This is a genomic window from Mesorhizobium sp. L-8-3 (assembly GCF_016756615.1).
In the GTDB taxonomy this organism is placed as follows: Bacteria; Pseudomonadota; Alphaproteobacteria; order Rhizobiales; family Rhizobiaceae.
Genome location: NZ_AP023262.1, coordinates 7,878,394 through 7,894,516 on the forward strand (window position 1 = coordinate 7,878,394; position 16,123 = coordinate 7,894,516).

General features: G+C 61.9%; 13 protein-coding genes. 6 read left to right on the forward strand and 7 right to left on the reverse strand.

The features are described 5' to 3' along the window. Window positions 1-6: 6 nt before the first annotated feature. The 3 genes from JN302_RS36305 (at window position 7) to JN302_RS36315 (ending at window position 5,348) form a co-directional block, all read left to right on the forward strand. Window positions 7-912, forward strand: a complete 906-nt coding sequence (locus JN302_RS36305; protein WP_202330816.1) for an ExeA family protein — start codon at window positions 7-9, stop codon at window positions 910-912. Window positions 913-1,306: 394 nt separating this feature from the next. Next, on the forward strand, window positions 1,307-3,472 hold the full coding sequence (locus JN302_RS36310; RefSeq protein ID WP_202330817.1) for a calcium-binding protein: 2,166 nt from the start codon (window positions 1,307-1,309) through the stop codon (window positions 3,470-3,472). Window positions 3,473-3,704: 232 nt separating this feature from the next. Continuing rightward, window positions 3,705-5,348 carry a hypothetical protein gene (locus JN302_RS36315; protein WP_202330818.1) on the forward strand — a complete coding sequence of 548 codons (1,644 nt, stop codon included), beginning with the start codon at window positions 3,705-3,707 and terminating at the stop codon, window positions 5,346-5,348. Window positions 5,349-5,741: 393 nt separating this feature from the next. Here JN302_RS36315 and JN302_RS36320 read toward each other — a convergent pair whose 3' ends face one another. Together JN302_RS36320 and JN302_RS36325 are read right to left on the reverse strand one after the other, a co-directional pair. Next, entirely contained in the window at window positions 5,742-6,857 is a 1,116-nt protein-coding gene (locus JN302_RS36320; RefSeq protein WP_202330819.1) for a glycosyltransferase family 2 protein, read from the reverse strand. Window positions 6,858-6,876: 19 nt separating this feature from the next. Next, window positions 6,877-8,271: a rhamnosyltransferase WsaF family glycosyltransferase gene (locus JN302_RS36325; protein ID WP_244846113.1), complete on the reverse strand. Its 1,395-nt coding sequence runs from the start codon at window positions 8,269-8,271 to the stop codon at window positions 6,877-6,879. A 256-nt stretch (window positions 8,272-8,527) separates the two neighbouring features. On the opposite strand from JN302_RS36325, the gene JN302_RS36330 reads away from it, so the two are divergent. From JN302_RS36330 to JN302_RS36340, 3 genes are all read left to right on the forward strand, one after another. Continuing rightward, complete coding sequence (locus tag JN302_RS36330) at window positions 8,528-9,373, forward strand: 2OG-Fe(II) oxygenase (RefSeq protein ID WP_202309140.1); 846 nt, start codon at window positions 8,528-8,530, stop codon at window positions 9,371-9,373. 127 nt (window positions 9,374-9,500) lie between these two features. Next, entirely contained in the window at window positions 9,501-10,799 is a 1,299-nt protein-coding gene (locus JN302_RS36335; protein WP_244846114.1) for an O-antigen ligase family protein, read from the forward strand. A gap of 149 nt (window positions 10,800-10,948) precedes the next feature. Next, the gene (locus JN302_RS36340; protein WP_202330821.1) at window positions 10,949-11,545 is read left to right on the forward strand and encodes a serine O-acetyltransferase; all 597 of its coding nucleotides are present in this window, start codon (window positions 10,949-10,951) and stop codon (window positions 11,543-11,545) included. A 162-nt stretch (window positions 11,546-11,707) separates the two neighbouring features. Here the strand turns inward: JN302_RS36340 and JN302_RS36345 are convergent, their stop codons facing one another. From JN302_RS36345 to JN302_RS36365, 5 genes are all read right to left on the reverse strand, one after another. Continuing rightward, a complete protein-coding gene (locus JN302_RS36345) occupies window positions 11,708-12,895 on the reverse strand; it encodes a glycoside hydrolase family 88/105 protein (RefSeq protein ID WP_202330822.1) in 1,188 nt (395 codons plus the stop codon). Between the two features lie 52 nt (window positions 12,896-12,947). Next, the gene (locus tag JN302_RS36350; protein ID WP_244846115.1) at window positions 12,948-13,904 is read right to left on the reverse strand and encodes a right-handed parallel beta-helix repeat-containing protein; all 957 of its coding nucleotides are present in this window, start codon (window positions 13,902-13,904) and stop codon (window positions 12,948-12,950) included. A gap of 88 nt (window positions 13,905-13,992) precedes the next feature. Beyond that, window positions 13,993-14,673 carry a polysaccharide deacetylase family protein gene (locus tag JN302_RS36355; RefSeq protein ID WP_202309144.1) on the reverse strand — a complete coding sequence of 227 codons (681 nt, stop codon included), beginning with the start codon at window positions 14,671-14,673 and terminating at the stop codon, window positions 13,993-13,995. Between the two features lie 2 nt (window positions 14,674-14,675). Next, window positions 14,676-15,641 carry a glycosyltransferase family 2 protein gene (locus JN302_RS36360; protein ID WP_202309145.1) on the reverse strand — a complete coding sequence of 322 codons (966 nt, stop codon included), beginning with the start codon at window positions 15,639-15,641 and terminating at the stop codon, window positions 14,676-14,678. Between the two features lie 198 nt (window positions 15,642-15,839). Further along, the gene (locus tag JN302_RS36365; protein WP_202309146.1) at window positions 15,840-16,103 is read right to left on the reverse strand and encodes a phosphopantetheine-binding protein; all 264 of its coding nucleotides are present in this window, start codon (window positions 16,101-16,103) and stop codon (window positions 15,840-15,842) included. Window positions 16,104-16,123: the final 20 nt, after the last annotated feature.

Consider the following 16,123-nt stretch of genomic DNA (forward strand, 5'->3'; position numbering starts at 1 on the left):
GGGTTCATGACGGCGAGCCACTTCCAGATCTATTCCCGTCATTTCGGGCTTCGCGAGCGTCCGTTCAGCCTGCTGCCCGACCCGGATTTCCTGTTCTGGTCAGCCAACCATACCAAGGCCTACGCCATGCTGGAATACGGCATCGCGACTTTGGCTCCGATCACCGTGATCACGGGCGAGATCGGGGCCGGCAAGACGACCCTGATCCGCCAGTTGCTACGGGCCGCGCCTCGGGACCTGCGCATCGGCCTGGTCTCCAACGCCCTCGGCCATCGCGGCGGCCTGCTCCACTGGGTGCTTTCCGCGCTCGGCCGGGACGTAGCCGCCAAGCTGCCCTATGCACGGCTATTCGCCCTTTTCGAGACCTTGCTGCGCGACGAACTTGCCGCCGGGCGCCACACGGTCCTCGTTTTCGACGAGGCCCAGAACCTGTCCGCCCGGATGCTCGAGGAACTCCGCTGCTTCTCCAACGTCAACGGCGAAAAGGACGAACTCCTGCAGATCGTCCTCGTCGGCCAGCCGGAGCTCAACCGCATCATCGGGCAGCCGCGGATGCTGCAATTCGCCCAGCGCGTTTCGGCGCAGTTCCACCTCCACGGCCTTTCCGCCGAGGCGGTGCGGGGCTACATCGCCCATCGCCTCAAGATCGCGGGAACCGAGCGCGAGATCTTCACCCCGGCTGCCTGCAATCTCGTCCATCTGGCGAGCCGCGGCCTGCCGCGCGTCATCAACCAGATCTGCGACTATGCCCTCGTCTACGCCTTCGCAGACGACCTGACGGCGATCGACGCCGATCTGATCCGGGACGTGGTCGCGGACCGGCACAACCTGCCCCTCAATCTGGACGGCGCGGCGGCGTCGGCCCGTGCCGAGGTCCAGGCGCCGTCGCTGTCCCCGGGCATCGCCAAATAGTGTCGTCCAGGCACGTCTGACGTCGCCGCGGTGTGCGGCTAACCGTCTTACCTTTCCAGCCGCGGAACGGCATGAAGCTGCGTCAATACATCCCGCAGACGGCCGTGGACAAACCGCCCCTGTGATCGCGCGGTGGGCAGGGCCGCGCTCGCGGCTTTGCGCTCACCGATGTCATTTCCTTAATCATTTCAGCGTTCTCTGTGCGACCCGCATCATTGCGGCGGAATTGCGACTGCAAGAGCGTCACACTCCTTCACTTTTGTTGATTTGCGACGTCACGAGCCTATGCATTAGCAGGCACTACAGTAGCGTAGGCTTAATCAATTTGATCTAGCCACGATACCCAGAAGTAGTGCGCGCGCCGTCAGGGGCGTGAAACGAAAAGGATAGAAGAATGGCAAGCAAGTTCCCAGACGCGTCGAATACCGGCGTGCCCGCTGGAGTAACGCTGACCCCGTCCGGCTCGATCGTCGTCACCAAGGCGGGGACGGTGCTCAAGAACCTCGACATCAAGGGCGACATCTATGTCATGGCGCCCAACGTTACCATCGAGAACTGCCGCATCACGACCAGCTCCTGGCAGGGCATCAACACCAACGGCAGTGCCAGCGGGCTCGTGGTGCAGAACTGCGAAATCAACGGCCAGGGCAAGATGGCCGGCTCCTACGGCATCATGGGCCACGGAACCTTCATCGGCAACAACATCTACGGCTTCGAAAACGGCATCGGCCTCAGCGGCGGATCCGGCGGCATCGTCAAGGGCAACTTCATCCACGACCTGCAAGCCCCCGGCTCCGATCCCCACTATGACGGCATCGCCATCCAGGGCGGTCAAAGCAACGTGCTGGTCGAGGGCAACACGGTGTTCGCGCGTGACACCTCGAACATCTTCATCAAGAACGATTTCGGGCCGATCTCGGACGTCAGGGTGAACAACAACTATCTCGCCGGCGATCCCGGGATCATGATCTATGTCGACGGCCGTGCCTCCGGCGGCCCGATCACCGGCGTCTCGATCACCAACAACTACATGGAGAAAGGCTACTACGACTACTTCTCCATCGACAACAGCTCGCCCGTGATTTCCGGCAACGTCTACCTCAAGGAAGGACAGTCTCCCTACGACGTCGGCGGCGGAAGCACCGGTGGCACAGGCGACGGGAGCACGACCGTCAAGACGATCATGGGGACAGCGGGCCACGACATCATGCCTGCCACCGGCATCTCCAACAGCGGCAGCGAGAAATATTACGGCCTGGCCGGCAACGATACGCTGCGTGGCGGCGCCGGTGCGGACCATCTCGACGGCGGCGCGGGGTACGACGCAGCAAGCTATGCCGGCTCGAATGCCGGCGTTACCGTCAGCCTGTTGACCGGGAAAGGTACGGGCGGCGATGCCCAAGACGAAACGCTTGTCAGTATTGAAAATCTTATGGGGTCTGGCCTTGCGGACAGACTGTACGGCAACTCAGGCAACAACGTGCTGAATGGCGGCGCCGGCGCCGACTATCTCGACGGCGGCAACGGGATAGACACAGCGAGCTATTCCGGATCCAACGCGGGCGTCACCATAAATCTCGCGACGGGCAGGGGCACCGGCGGCCACGCCCAGGGCGACACGCTCGTCAACATCGAGAACCTCAACGGATCGCACTTTGCCGACAAACTCTACGGCAATGCCGGCAACAATGTACTCAAAGGTGGAGCCAGCGCTGACTTTCTCAGTGGCGGGGCCGGTGCCGACTATCTCGATGGTGGTAGCGGTGGGGATGCGGCCAGCTACGCAGACTCCAATGCGGGGGTGACGGTAAGCCTCCTGACGGGCAAAGGCTCTGGTGGCCACGCCCAAGGAGACACCCTTCTGAACATCTGGAACCTGGTCGGATCGCGCTTTGCCGACAAGCTCTACGGTAATGCCAGCAACAATGTCCTCGTAGGTGGAGCCGGTGCCGACTATCTTCACGGCGGCGACGGCAGCGATATGGCGAGCTACTCCGGCTCCAACGCCGGTGTGACGGTCGACCTCAGGACCGGCAAGGGCGCTGGCGGCCATGCCCAGGGCGATACGCTGGTGAGCATCGGAAACCTGAAGGGGTCGAGCTACCACGACAGGCTCATTGGCAACGACAACGCCAATCTGCTCGATGGCGCAGTCGGAAACGACACACTATATGGCCTGGGCGGCAACGACGTTCTGAAAGGCGGAGCCGGCAACGATGTCTTGATCGGCGGCGCCGGCAAGGATACCTTCGTCTTCAACACCGCTCTCAACGCCGCGACGAATGTCGACAGGATCACCGACTTCTCCGTGGTCGACGACGTCATCCATCTGGAGAATGCGGTGTTCAAGGCGTTGGCCGCGACGGGCACGCTGTCGAGCGGCTATTTTGTCAAGAACACCACTGGTCTGGCGCAAGATGCCAACGACCACATCATCTACGAAACCGATACGGGCAAGCTGTTCTACGATTCGAACGGCAGCGCAGCGGGCGGCTCGGTGCACTTTGCGACGCTCAGTCCGAGTCTCAACCTGACGGCTGCCGACTTCGTGGTGATCTGACGCGAGCAGTTGGCGTCTCCATGTCGGACGGCGTGGAGGGCTCTCGGCAAAACAATGGAAGGCCGGCGCATGCGCGCCGGCCTTCTCATCATCAGGCGCCCAAGCGGGGCTCGACATCATCGGAATAGGTAGCCATTTCAACCTTTGACGATAATCACTCGTAGGACGAACCCCTTTAACGTTCCACCCCTATGGCCGAGCACTTTCTAACGTCGAAACGCCGGGTGGGAGAATGAAGACCGAACATGCTGACCTCGCACGGACCGGACGACGGGGTCCGGATCGGGATCGCATTTCAGGCGAGGCCCGATACCTGCTCAACAATGACGAAGGGTACCGTTGGCTGGTCAGGGAGGCGCAGGTCGCAGCGGTCTCGCTGGACGCCGGGACGACACTGGCCCGGGTCGCCGACGCAGCGCGTTTCGCAGCCGGCTTCCATACCGGCCGCTTCGCGGACGGCTCGATCGAGAACCTGGCGCTGCATATCGGCGCCTCGCTCATGGATCGAAGACCTGCCCCGTTCTCGAGCGCCAAGCCGTCAGGGCGACGCAGGGTCCTTCAGTTCGCCTCCCATCTGGCTCGGATCGGCGGACATACGCGCATGCTCCAGAACTGGATCAAATACGATCCGGACTCTTGCCATACCGTGGTCGTCAGTTCCCAGGGCGGGCGGGACGTTCCGGCCAGCTTCATCGATGCCGTTTCGGAGAATGGAGGCCATCTGGAGTTCCTGCCCGAGGAAGCCGGTCTCATCGAGAGGTCGCTCCGGCTGCGGCAACTGGCAAGAGAGCATGCCGACCTCGTGATACTGCATCACGACAGCAGCGACGTCGTGCCGACGGTTGCCTTCGCTCTTGACGACCTGCCTCCGGTTGCCGTGCTCAACCATGCCGACTTCCTGTTCTGGCTGGGCAGTTCGGTTGCGGACTTCACCATAAACCTGCGGCAGTCGGCCGCCGACCGGAGACGACAAGTCCCGGTCGAAGCCCTGCTGCCGGTGCCGCTGGCTGAATCCGAGAGATACCTGTCGCGGGAGAAGGCCCGAGAGATCCTCGGCATTCCGGACAATCAGGTGGCGCTCCTGAGCATAGCGCGCGCCATGAAATTCCTGCCGTCGGGCGGACAGAACTTCATCGCCACGGCCGGCCGGATCCTGGACCGCGATCCCCGCGCCCATCTCTACCTCGTGGGAGCGCGTCGCGAGGACATACGCCCCGGCCTCGGAGCCGACCCACATGAGCGCATTCACTTCGTGGGCCCGCTGGACGATCCCAGCGCCTGGCGGGCCGCCGCAGACATCTATCTCGAGTCGTTCCCGTTCGGTTCGTCGACGGCCCTGCTCGAGTCCACATTGTTCAGTCTGCCGGTTGTCCGCGCCTACGATTCCCCCTGCCGGCTCCTCGTCACAGATGACGATGCCATCAAAGAGGTCGTGTCCAGCCCGGTGAACGAGCAGGGCTACATCGAGCAGGCCGTCGCGCTCATCGCGGACGCTGATCGACGCGCCGCAGAAGGACATGCCCTGGCGGCACGCATACGGCAGCAGAACATGGGGCCGGCATGGAAACGCCAGCTCGACGAGATCTATCGCCTGGCGGAAAAGACCCGGCATCATCCAAGGAGAATAGCCCCGACAACGTTGGTCATCTCGGAGGAGGACATAAGGCTGAGCAACTGGATGCTGCGCGACCAAAGAGGGCTTCCGTCCCTCTCAGGATCGGGCCTCGACGGCAACTTCCTCCTTCATCGTATCAGGACCGCACGGGAAGCCGGCCGCTACGACATCGCCCGTCGATGTGCATGGAAGATCCTGACCGAGAAGCCGCTCTTGCCGGCGGCTTGGCGGCAACTCGCCGCAAGTTGTGCCGGACGCTAGGCCGTCAGGCTCAGCCAAGCGGCTTCGGCTCTCCATTCCCTCGGCCGGAAGCCATGCGACATGACCAGAATAGATTGCTCTATCCCAACAACGATCCAGCTTCGCCATGCAACTGGTCGGGAACACCCCACGGCCTCGGCAATGGGTTGAAAATCGGCGGGAGCGACAGTGGTACCGGTCCCCAGCAATCTACCGATGCGGCGGCCTGCGCAGGTGGCGGTTCGCCGGGGGGTGCCGAGCCTCGCCTGAGTGCCGGAGAACGGTGTGCTGGTGGACGGATGGCCGATGCATCAATCACGCCGATATGTAGAAACCTCCCAAACTCGCGGGAATCCCCGCCCGCACAAAAGAGAACCACAACATTCAATTGTCCGCGCACTGCCCCTTCGAAGGTCAAATGCCGATCCTGCGGCATCGCCAGCGCCGGATCAAATCCTCGATGCGCAATGCAATCGCCGATGGCGCCCACAGCGGATGCAGCGGCAGCGACGTCATCCCGAGCCGTTTTCGCCTTGCGAGTGCTCGGCCCGCTTTCGTATTCGTCACATCGACCTGGATCTCACGTGCAAGAGCCTCGAACTCCTCGGTGGGGAAATCCCGAAATCCCCTCGCATAGGCATAGTTGACGCGCTCCAGTGCCTGGCGCGCCATGGTTCGACGCGCGGTTTGCAGAAGGCCGCCGTCCAGGTTACTGCCGACGCCGGCGAAGACCACTTCGAAAGACTGCCAGCGCTGCTTCAGGTCTACAAACTGGCCCCGGGCAGTGCCTGAACTGAATTCCCGCCGGTTCATGTTGACCGCGTGGCTGCGGTAGTAGGCCTGATCCACGCCAATCAGGAAACCGATGTCCGAGACGGCAGAAGTGCGTAACCACATTTCGAAGTCGCCGGCATGAGGGAGATCGGGGCGATAGCCACCGATCTCCCGCAGCACCGAGGTCCGCATGACAACCTCTGGCGATGCCACGACATTGTATCCTTCCCGGCAACGGTCACGCAGCCAATCGACGCCCGACCAGATGATCCATTCCTTTCCGCCGCTGCGACTTGGAGGCAAGTCACCGCTGAAGTGGATTCCGTTTCCGTAGACCAGCCCCACCGACGGCTCCGCGGCCAGAAGTTCGGCGGCGCGGGTAAGTGCGCCCGGCGTTACCAGATCGTCGGCTGACAAGAGCAGCACGAACTCTCCGGTCACCGCCTCGAGACCGTCGTTATAGGTCGCGATGTGCCCTTTGTTTTGCTCGTGCCGTATCACGCGCACGCGCTTGTCTTGTCTCTGGATCGACAGGGCGATGTCGAGGCTATCGTCAGTGGACTTGTCATCGACGATAACAACCTCGATGTCGATGCCCGGCTGGTTTCGTGTGACGCTCTCGACGCACTGCCGTAGATAGTGGCCATAGTTGTAGCACGGGATGACGACGCTGACGCGAGGGACCCGATCAAGCGCCCGGGCCCTCTTGATCCGTCCCTTTGTAGACTTTACGGATGCACGGCTGAAAAGATCCATGGTTGATCCCCATCAGACGTTATGCTTTCAGGGCGCGGCGGAACGCAGCGTCCACCGCCGCTCCGGCGTCATCCCACGATCTTGAAAGGACACTCTCGGCCGCCTGCCCGGACAGTGCCTCGAAGTCAGGCATCCTGACCACGGCTTCCAGGGCAGCTGCCAGCGCATGGGGCGTCGTGGCAGCGTAGCGGACATAGGGGCTCTCCAGCACGATGCGGTTGTGTTCGGCGTCGTTGACGACCGGAATGCACCCCGCGGCAAGCATCTCGCAAGGAACGAGCGACACGTTTGTCAGGGAAAGGCTCAGTCCGGCAAAGCACCGGTTGTAGATTTCGTTGAGTTCGGCTGGCTTCACCAATCCGTGGTTCACGAACTTGAACGGTAGGTCTCCCAGCTTCTCCCCGTAGAGATGCAAGTCGATTTCGGGGTTCCGCTTCGCGAATATTTCCAGAGCCAAGAGCCCCAGTTCGGTCCCGCGCCTCGGAGTTCCCGTCCGGGAATAGAATGCGATCCCCGCTCGCCTCGACGCCGGGTTCCGACTATAGCGGGAGGTGTCGCATCCGAATGGAAAGTGGTCGGCATCCATCCCAAACTCCCCTGACAGCTTCTGCGCCAGCCACCGACCAGCCGTGATGGCATGAAAGCCCATTCGATAAGTGTTCTCTGCAAGAACGCTCTGTGTGCCTACGGGATCGAAATACGGCTCGTAGTCCTGCACGAAATAGAAGCGCTTTCCGGTGCAGCGTGCGTTGAACACCGCATAGGCAGTTGGCCAACCGGTGGCCACGACCGCATGCGCATCCGCCATCCCTTGGCGGACATCGGCAATCGGGCAGGTAAGGCCGTAGTGCTCACGGGCAATTCCCTCGTAATATTTCAAATCCGCGCGACAGGCGTCATAAAAATAGACTTTGTTCTTGTATCCCATACGATCGAGATACTTCACGATCCGATAACATGTTGCGTGTCCACCTGATCCGGGGCCCGCGGGATGCGTCACCCAGTTGACCGATATCGGCCCGCCCGGGGCAATCTTGGGGACCTCGGCCCGAAAGGGTTGGCTGAGATCGGCCGCCATCACGTCATCGGGGAAGACCTCCAGGATCCCGTTGCGGGGTCTCACCCAGTCCGACGCCTTGGACCTTACACGATCTACGATTCCTCTATACCCGTCGGTCGCCAGAATACCGCTGACCTGACGGCTGCGGCGGCCGAATTGAAGACGCGCCGCATTGAGAATTGATGCTGTCATCGCTCGGAAACCCGCCAACTGATCCGTTGCCACCGCGTCAAGGCCATTCACAAGGTGCACCCACTCGGCACGCGAGCTGAGCTTTGCCCGGCAATCCTCGCCCCCACTCGACCGCCACTCCACGCGATCGAGCAATCTCTGCATAGCTGGCAATTCGGTCAATGGTCGCTCCATGCGCATCACCCTGCACTTCCAGCAGTCGAAGCAAGACGCCGCAACAATACGCCGCGCTGCGGCGGCATCGCTCCTCAGTTGTAGGAACGAGCGCCCAACTTGCCGAAGGGATAGTTCAGTTTGCACCCAAATGGGTAAAGCCGGCTGCTACATAAGCTGATCTCGGCTCGGTTGCCCGTGCCAAAATCCCCCATGTAGAATGCATGCTCGGTGAAAATCGAGATCCGCTCAACCGGAGGTCACAGTGGTCTACCTGCACGAAATGGACGAGAAGAACGGCTTCATTCCCTATGACATCGATAGGGAAAAGGGTTGTGAACTCCACGAGACTTTCCAGAATGGGGCCCCCTATCCGCACATTATCATCGATGATTTCCTGCCTCCGGATATTCTTGACGTTTGCCTCAGGGAGTTCCCCGCCGGGTCGGACAACGCGGAGGAGAAATTTGACAGGAACCAAGAGCGCCTGAAAGAAAGTTTCAATCCTGATAGGCTCCATCCTTCCATCAGGCAGCTTTTTTATTCTTTCAACTCACGTCCATTCATTCGAATCGTCGAGAACGTAACCGGCATCAAAGGGCTTGTCCCCGATCCATATTTTGCCGGCGCGGGCCTTCACCGCGTGTCCCAAGGTGGCCACCTGTCGATACATGCCGACTTCAACCACCACAAGCCGATGAACCTTGAACGGCGTGTCAATGTTCTGATTTATCTCAACAAAGACTGGCGCGCCGAATATGGCGGATCATTTGAGCTGTGGGATCAAGGTATGACCAGATGCGTCCGGTCCGTCGTGCCCAGTTTCAACAGATGCGTCATGTTCAATACCACCCTGGAAAGCATGCACGGCAATCCTCAGCCAATCAACCATCCCGACCGGGTGCCTCGGAGGTCGATCGCACTCTACTACTACACTGCGACCTGGGATGAGACCAAGCGCGACGCCACGACTCAGTTCCGGGTCCGTCCCGGCACTTCCGATCATGTGGATTGGCGGGTCAGGTTCTCGGAAGCGGCGACCGAACTTGCGCCTCCCCTGGTGATGCGAAGCGTCCGGCGTCTGAAAAAGCGTCTTGCCGGCGCCTCGTGACGTGCGGCCCATCGCCGGATCACTGCGCCCCCTGGACGGGGTTAGGGTCAGATCCGCCGTCTCGCAGGGTCGTGTCGACATTGCCAAGGAGCAGCCGGCGAAAAAGCGTCTACCTTGGCCCGTCTCCTTGTTCCTGATCGGACTGGTCATTCCCTGGATAATACCCCTGGGGCAGTTGAACCTGTCCTTCTACCGCTTTGTTCTGTTAGCCACGCTCTTGCCGTGCCTGGTCATGTGGGTGAGCGGCAGGGCCGGACGGATCAGGGCAGCCGACATCGGTCTGCTGTTATATTCCGGCTGGGTCGCACTCACCCTGATCATGGCACACGGTGCCGCATCCGGAACCCAGTCCGCCGGGATATTCTTCATCGAGACGATGGGCGCCTATCTTCTGGCACGCTGTTACATACGCGATGCCGAAGATTTCCACAACGTGATCGCTCTATCCACGAAGCTCGTAATCCTCCTGCTTCCCTTTGCGGTCTACGAATTTCTGACCGGAAACAAGCCACTGCTGTCGGTATTGGGCGCAATATTCCCCACCGTCGAAGTCACGATGATGACCCCCCGACTGGGCTTCTGGCGCGTGCAGGGCCCTTTCCCGCATTCGATCGCCTTCGGCCTCTTCTGTGCAAGCACTTTCACGTTGACGTACCTCATTTCCGATCCGGGACGCAGTGCCTTGTCGCGAAAATTTCTGGCAGGCTTGGTGGCGATTACAGCAATCCTGTCCCTGTCGTCCGCACCGATCGCGGGATTGGTTGTTCAAGGCGCGTTGATGGCCTGGAATTGGCTGCTCAGGCAATACGACATCAGATGGAAGATCTTGTGGGGCCTGGCGTTCGCGGCATATCTGGTCATCGAGTTCGGGTCCAACCAGACGCCGGTTCAATTCTATATCTCTCACTTCACCTTCGATCAGCAGACGGGCTGGTTCCGAATCTGGATATGGCAGTACGGTTCTGCCTCAGTGCTCAACCACCCGCTGTACGGGATCGGATTTGGAGATTGGGCGCGGCCGAAATGGATGGCGCCCGACAGCATCGACAATTTCTGGCTCGTCACCGCCGTGCGGCACGGCATCCCGGCCCTCGTTCTTCTGGTCGTATCGTGCCTTGCAATCGTCTTGCCGATTGCGTTCAATAAAGGTCTCGATAAGAAGCTGGGAAACGACAAGTTAGCGTATCTTATCTGCATGGCCACATATTTTATTGTTGGCACCACCGCTCATTTTTGGGGCGCTACCTACGTTTGGCTCCTGTTTCTCCTGGGCGCTGGTGTCTGGATGCTGACTGTCGAGTCCGGTGAAAAGGCCCCGTTGGATGAAACGGATTCAAGCATGCGGCGTCGACTCTCGTCGAACCGGCACGGCGCAACTCGACCATCTCGCCATGGTCGCGTGGCCAGTCAAACGAGGGAAACGTGATATCCGGTGAAGCGACATGGTGTCGATCCGGGGCGGCGTCAACGGCAAACCGCAAACCTCATGTGAGGTTTTGAATAGCACCACCGTACCTGCTTCTTGTCAGACCGGCTGTTATCGTTTCGGGAGGCCGGTAGCAAACGATGAGCCCAATGGACCACAACGTGCGCAACGAACTGAGAAGGCACATCGAGCTTTCCGATCCGGACGACGGCACCCTCGCGGGCGCCATGGAACTGCTCACGATGGATGCCTGTCGCTGGCTCCGTCCCGAAGAGGTCGCCGATCGCAGCGAAGTATCTCCGCTCGTGATCGCCAAGCTGCTCTACCGCCATCCGTCCTTGCGGGCGATGGCTTGGTTCCGGCTGGCAACACTGATGCATCGCCGGAAGGTGAAGGTGTTGCCCGGTATCCTGCAACGGCGTCTGCTAAGGCTGTACGGCCTTGAGCTCGTGCCCGGTACGAAAATCGGTGGCGGGCTGTATATCGCACATCCGGTCGGCTGCGTGATCGTCGTGGAATCCATGGGCACGAACGTGTCGCTGATGGGCAGCGTCACCTTCGGACGGCGCGAGTTGTTGCGCTGGCCAGTGGTTGGTGATCGCGCGTTCTTCGGGGCCGGGTGCCGCGTGCTCGGCGCCGTCGAGATAGGCGCACGGGCGGTCATCGGCGCCAACGCTGTTGTCCTGGCCGACGTTCCGACCGGTGCCACCGCCGTAGGAATTCCAGCGCGGGTGCTACCGCGCTAGCTTAGTGGGAGCGCCGCGCATCGGACGCGCAAAGGAGGCTTTGCGGTGATCAGCGAAGTCGCCTGTCTTCAGGTTTGCTCGCATCGTGCCAGCCCAAGTCTCGCCGGCGGGCACTGTTGCTCGACGACCACAAGGGCGACGAATTGTTGGTCTCCGCCCCGCTCATCGCCGCGTCATCGCGTCTTCATAGATTGCCGAAGCAGCCAGCAAGAAGCCGCCGGCGCCGTAGAGCTGGGTGCTTTCCGGGCGCACCTCGTCGGGTGCATCGCCGATCTGCTGCACACGGCCAAGGCGCCCTTCCGGTGACACTGCGCCGACAAGCGCCGACCAGGCACGCAGGATGGCAGGCCTGTATGTTTGGCCGTCGAGCAGGCCAAGAGCCACGCCGCGTTGCATGCCATAGACGACGAAGGCAGTGCCACTCGCCTCCGGTTGACTGCGGAGCGCCAACATCGACGACCTCCAGAAGCCATCCTTCGCCTGCGCGCGCAGCAATGCCGCCGACATGCGCATGAAAAGCCTCTGATAGAAGATTCGCGCGCTGTCATCGCGAGGAAGGGCGTCGAGCATGTGCAGGATGCCGGCATAGGCCCAGCCATTGCCGCGGCTCCAGAACAATTTCTCGCCGAATTGGCCGTGCTGCCCGAAAAAACGACTGTCGCGGAAGAACAGCCCGGCGTCCTTGTCGAACAGATAATCGGCGGCGGCGCGGAATTCCCGGTCGGCATAGTCGCGGTAACGCGGATCGCCCGTCACCGCGCTGAGTTGTGCCCACGCCGGCGGCCCCATGAAAAGCGCGTCGCTCCAGCACCAGCGCGCCGTGCACGAGGCGTCGGGATAGGTGGGCACGAAATCGAGCGCCACCGTGGGCGGCGCCGCCAGGATTGCGTCGAAATAGGCGCGCACGCTCGTCAACGCCTCATCCCCTGCGAGCCCGTCCCGTCGGAGCGCCAGATAGACCTGCGCCACGGCATGGTCGTCGGCATGCATCAGGCGGTCGCCAAGGCGAAAGTCGTTGGCCTCGGCCCAAGCCAGGACCTTGGCGGACAAAGCATCAGAGCGAGCGACCCGCGCCCAACGCTCCAACCCGATATAGAGTGACGCCTGAACCCAGCCGCGGCTGAATTCTGCATGCTCGGGCAAGCGTGTCACATAGCTCAGGTCGTCGAGGTGCGAGACCTGCCACACAGCCACTGCGTCCGCCACCCGCCGTACGGCTCCGGCATTGGGCGCGGCGGAAAAGCCCTTCGCCTGCCCGGCCAATGTCCAGGTCGTCACGACGAGCAACGTCGCGACGACCGGCGCCAACAGCAGATAGTGGCCCATGACGCCGCGCTTCCGTTTCGTCATCGAGGTTCCCTGCACTTTCTGTCGGCCGCGCGGGTGCGCGAAAGATCGCGGATTACCCCGCCCTGACGGAAATGGCCTTGCCGGTATCGGCATCGACATTACCGGAAAAGGTCGGAGCGGCGGCGTCGACGGAGAAGAACCCGTAGCCGCCCCGCTTCACCCGGTTATTGGTCACCGAGACATTGGTGATGACGCCCTTCGGGCCGCGCCCATCGACATACAAGGCAAATCCCGGCGTACCGACCAGAAGGTTGTGATTCACGCGGACATTGTTGATGTCGCCGAAATCGTTCTTGATGAAGATGTCGGAAGTGTCGCGACCGACGATCGTATTGTCCTCGATCAACACGTCGTTCTGGGCGCCCTGGACGGAAATGCCGTCGTAATGACCCTCGTCGCCGACGCCGCTTTCGAGATCATGGATGTAGTTTCCCTTTACCACGGACTTGCCGGCCTGCAGGACAATACCGTTCTCCGCGCCGGATATGTCGTTACGCAGGAACGTCCCCGAACCGAGGATCGGTGCGCTACTTCTACCGCGATTGCCCGGGCCGATCAGGGTGCAATCCTGGATGGTCGGGCTGGTCGCGCCTTCGAGGTCCACACCGAAGTAGTCGTTGTAGATCAGCCTACAGTTCTTCATGACGAAGTTCGATCCGAGGACACGGATGGATTGTCGGATCTCCTTGTTCTCGATCATGACGTCGTTTGCCTCGATCCTGAACGGCCCGTCATAGGGAGCAAGAACCGTTCCCGCCGGCACACCGGTATTGCTCGCGTCGGGGAAGGCGAAATCCGCCTGTGGCAGCGGGTCCGATGCAAACTGGCCGGCCAAAAGGATGCGCTTCCAGAACGCCTCGATCTCGGCTTCCATCCGGGTCATCTCGGCGTCTCCAGTCTCGAGCCCGTCCCGGGGCGAGACCACCTCTTGCCCGGAGGCAAGAGCCGCGTCTGCGGCGGCGACCACATTTGCCGGCGTGTCCATCGATTGCCTGCGGTTGGCGGTCATGTCGTTACTCTATCTTTTTGGTTGGACATCGGATTCTTCCCGAGACCGGTTCATGCCGCTCGCCGAGATTGCCCGCCAGGGCCACCCCCTAGAACCACCTCTTCACCGACATGGCGACGGTTCGGCGCAGCAACCGCGCGGGTGCCAGATGCCCCGCCAGGATCCGGTCGACCTTCTCGTCGGTCGTGTCGCGTCGAATGGAGGTCCTCGGCCGCACGAAGGCGGTAGTGTCCATCACGCCGCCATCGCTCGAATAGGCTTCCTTATAGCCGGCGGCCCGCAATGCCGCGAGCACGCCGGCATTGTAGCGCCCGAACGGTATCGCGGCGGAGCGGACCGGCTCGCCGCAAATGTCCTCCAGCACGGCTTTTGACTGGTTGAGTTCCTCCTGCAGTTCGCCATGCGACACGCCCGCCCAGTCGCGATGAGCGACGCCATGGCTGCCGATGCACATGCCGCCGTCGATCAAGGACCCGATGTCGCCGCGGCCGAGTGAGCCTGATCTGCCGATGCGGCCGGTGAGCACGAAGAAGCGCGCGCCGAGCCCACGTCGCTCGAGTTCGGGCGCCGCGATCGACAGGTCCGAAAGGTTCCCGTCGTCGAAGGTGAGCGACAGACAGTCCCGCTGGGGATGGTCGGCGATGCGGTCGAGCACGCTGCGGAAGCGGTCGGCGCTGATCCAGTAATCGCCCTCGCCCGGATCGAGGGGGCGGCCGGGCGTACCGATGCCATGGAAGTTCAGAACCCTCAGCTTGATCCCGGCCGTCATCTTCAGCCCGACTGTCTCGTCATGAACTCCTGGGCGGACCTGAGCGGCGCCAGTGCGCAGCGCAGGCCCGCGCGGTGCGTGGCGCCTCGCCAGGCCCGGGCCGCTTGTCCGAAGGCGATGCCCAGGCGGAACAGCGCGGTCTCCATCAGGCCATGATGCCTGCGGAAGTAACGTATCCTGTTGGCCGTCATCAGTGCGAAGAGTCGCGGATTGGTGCCGCTCTCGCCGCCGGCGTGCATGACCTGCGCACGCGGCTCGTAGACGATGTCGAAACCGGCCTCGCGCACCCGCCGCTGATAGTCCACCTCTTCGCTGTAGAGGAAGAAGCTCTCGTCCCATTCCCCGACCATGCGCCGCGCGCGCGCCGATACGAGCAAGGCCGACCCGGTCGCCCATTCGACGGACCCGCGGCAATCGTAACGCTGCGGCTCATCGATGATTTCGCCCCAGCCGAGCCGGCCGGCGAGCGAACCGCCCAGAACGGCTTCGGCCCATGCCGTGAGCATCGAAGGCTCGCGCCTAAGCGTCGGATCGGTGGTCCCGTCCTCCCTGAAATTCCGCGGCACGGCGATGCCGACCGACGGCATCAGGGCGCATTCGACGAGCGGCTGGGCGGCCCCCGGATAGAGACGCAGGTCGGGATTGAGGACGAGCAGATCGCGGTCTGCGTCGACGATCGATGCGGCGGCATTGATGGCCGCCGCATATCCCGCGTTGCGGCCCATCCGCACCACCTTCGGCCTGATGGGATGATCGGCCGCCAATTCCGCGGATCCGTCGCGGGAATCGTTGTCCACCACCACCACTTCGAAATCATCGACACCGTTCATCCCGGCCGGCAGGGAATCGAGCAGAGGCGGCAGCACTCTTGCGCTGTTGAAGGTGACGATCACCACGGCAAGACGACATCCTGCCTGGTCGCTGCCTTGCCGTTGTCGGTTGCGGCGTTCCCAAAGTGTCTCGGTCATCGAGCCTCCCGCTTCGAGATGGTCGTGCGCGTCGTCGGCCACTGTCGCATCGTCGGAGCGCGCGTCACGAAGTCTAGCCAGCACGCATCGCCGGAATCGATCCCGACCTTGGGGCCGAGGCCATAGACCAAGGGTTGAGGGATCGGCCTCGTCCTAAGCCTTTCAGCCACGACGCGCGCCAGCCAATCGACTGGCCGCTCACTGGCGGCGGTTGCGGTCGACATATCCCGCCAACGAACCCATGGTTTCGAAGATCTCTGCCGAAAAGTCGGTATCGTCGATCTGAAAACCGAACCGCGTCTCCAAAGCCATTGCGAGGGTGACCACCGCGAGCGAATCTAGTTCTGGAATATTCCCGAACAGCGGCGTGGAGGCGTCGGCGATCCTGCCGGGATCGTCGATGCCGAGTGTCTGGACGAGAACGTCCCGCACGTCATTGAGTGTCGTTGCAGCCATTTCCATGACACGCTCCACCAAGTTGA

Excerpts from the sequence above, each read along its gene's own strand:
- JN302_RS36315 (WP_202330818.1), top strand. The coding sequence starts at position 3,705 with ATGAAGACCGAACATGCTGACCTCGCACGGACCGGACGACGGGGTCCG.
- JN302_RS36310 (WP_202330817.1), top strand. The coding sequence starts at position 1,307 with ATGGCAAGCAAGTTCCCAGACGCGTCGAATACCGGCGTGCCCGCTGGA.
- JN302_RS36320 (WP_202330819.1), bottom strand. The coding sequence starts at position 6,857 with ATGGATCTTTTCAGCCGTGCATCCGTAAAGTCTACAAAGGGACGGATC.
- JN302_RS36365 (WP_202309146.1), bottom strand. The coding sequence starts at position 16,103 with ATGGAAATGGCTGCAACGACACTCAATGACGTGCGGGACGTTCTCGTC.
- JN302_RS36345 (WP_202330822.1), bottom strand. The coding sequence starts at position 12,895 with ATGACGAAACGGAAGCGCGGCGTCATGGGCCACTATCTGCTGTTGGCG.
- JN302_RS36355 (WP_202309144.1), bottom strand. The coding sequence starts at position 14,673 with ATGACGGCCGGGATCAAGCTGAGGGTTCTGAACTTCCATGGCATCGGT.
- JN302_RS36305 (WP_202330816.1), top strand. The coding sequence starts at position 7 with ATGACGGCGAGCCACTTCCAGATCTATTCCCGTCATTTCGGGCTTCGC.
- JN302_RS36350 (WP_244846115.1), bottom strand. The coding sequence starts at position 13,904 with ATGACCGCCAACCGCAGGCAATCGATGGACACGCCGGCAAATGTGGTC.
- JN302_RS36360 (WP_202309145.1), bottom strand. The coding sequence starts at position 15,641 with ATGACCGAGACACTTTGGGAACGCCGCAACCGACAACGGCAAGGCAGC.
- JN302_RS36340 (WP_202330821.1), top strand. The coding sequence starts at position 10,949 with ATGGACCACAACGTGCGCAACGAACTGAGAAGGCACATCGAGCTTTCC.